The organism is Amycolatopsis sp. H20-H5, assembly GCF_035828755.1.
GTDB lineage: Bacteria > Actinomycetota > Actinomycetes > Mycobacteriales > Pseudonocardiaceae > Amycolatopsis.
On the sequence record NZ_JAYMZS010000262.1, the window covers coordinates 1 to 1,693 of the forward strand.

The following is a 1,693-nucleotide window of genomic DNA, read 5'->3' on the forward strand; positions in this document are numbered from 1 at the left end:
CGGCACCGAGACCGCTCACGACCTGGTGGCGGAGACGTTCCTCGTCGCGCTGAGGCGGCGCGAGGCGTACCGGCCGGAGCTCGGCACCGCCCGTTCGTGGCTCTACGGCATCGCGACGAACCTCCTGCGGCACCACGTCCGCACCGAAACCAGGGCGTTGCACGCGACGGCCCGGCTGGCGGGCGCGGGCGAGACGGTCTCGGCAAGCCATGACGGCCGCGTCGCCGAACAGGTCGACGCACAGGTCAGGGCCGCACAACTGGCCGGGGCGCTCGCGGAACTCAGCGCGGCCGACCGGGACACCCTGCTGCTGGTCTCGTGGGCCGGGCTCGAACCGGCCGAGGCGGCCGAGGCGCTCGGCATCCCGGCCGGGACGGTCCGCTCACGGCTGCACCGGATCAGACGCGGGCTGCGGGCCGGCGCCCCGAAAGTACACACAGGACAGTCCACAAGCGACAGTGAGCACGAGAAGGAGGCGGGAGAACATGTCTGAGGGGAACATCCGGCAGGTCTGGTCCGAAGCCGAACTCGACGACGCGCTGGCCGCGCTGAACAACGACGTCCCCGCCGAAACCGAACTGTCCGAAGCAAGGGCGACGCTGATCCAGGCCGCCACCGACACCACCACCGGACACTGGCTGACCGAGCTCGAGCAGCGGCCCGCGACTCCGAAAAAAGCCGGTCCGTGGCGCTGGGCCGCGGTCGCCGCGGCGGTCGTGATCGTCTCCGGCGGCCTGGTGGTGGCCAGAGAGTTCACCACGCCGGACAATCCCGGCCAGGTGGCCGCGCCCGCGGCCCGCAGTAGCACGGCGAACGACCCGCTGAGCCACTTGAAGGGCGTCGACCTGATTGTCCGCGGCGGCGAGTACCGACTGACAACCGAGACGACGTGGTCGACACTCCACAGCTCGGGCCCCAAAGGCCCGGTTTCGCTGTCCTACGAGACCCAGACCCTGCTCTGGATCCCGGCCGACCCGGCGGGGAACTGGCTGCGACGGACGGCCACCACCGGCAAGGTCCGCTGGCTCCAGGGCAACGCCGCCGCGGCCAGGGCGGCCGACCTCGCCGCCCCCCCGGCCCGCACCGATGAGATCAGTGCCGCGGGCGGGGTGTTCCTCTACACCGACAACCCGGCGCCAGACGACTGGCAGAAGCTGACACCCGAGTTCCTCGCAAGCCTGCCCACCGACCCGGACGCGCTTCTGCCCCGGCTGCAAGTCGAGGCGGCGAAGATGAACAGCGGCAAACCCATGAGCACCGTCGGAAAGATCTTCTTCATGGGCAAGGAGGTGCTGAGTGCGAGCGTGGCGCCCGCCGCGCTGCGGGTCGCCTTCGTCAAGGCGCTCGCGCGCGTCCCTGGTATCGAGCTGGCCGGGGACGGGAGCAAGGAGATCGTGCTCGGCTCCGATCTCGGGGACCAGCGCGAAGAACTGGTCATCGACCCCGCCACCGCCACCCTGATCGGCGCCAGGGGGCTGGCCACCAAGGAGGCGGCTCCGGTGTTCCAAGCCGCCAAGGTGAACTACGAATCCGAGTACACGACCACCGTCGTCCCGATGAACGGGACCGTCCCGATGAACGGGCCAGCCCCGACGGGCGGCCCGGTCCCGACCTCGGAATCTGGCACCCCGCCGCCGACCACGACCACCTCCCGCCCCCTCCCCCCCCCCCCCCCCCCCCCCCCCCCCCCCCC

2 protein-coding genes are annotated in these 1,693 nt (G+C 71.5%); both read left to right on the plus strand.

From position 1 onward, the window contains the following. Window positions 1-493, plus strand: a 493-nt coding sequence (locus tag QMK34_RS47325) for an RNA polymerase sigma factor (protein ID WP_326421603.1), incomplete at its 5' end; no start/stop codon positions are given. After that, a partial coding sequence (locus QMK34_RS47330) for a CU044_5270 family protein (protein WP_326421604.1) occupies window positions 486-1,693 on the plus strand: 1,208 nt, incomplete at its 3' end. The genes QMK34_RS47325 and QMK34_RS47330, both read left to right, overlap by 8 nt.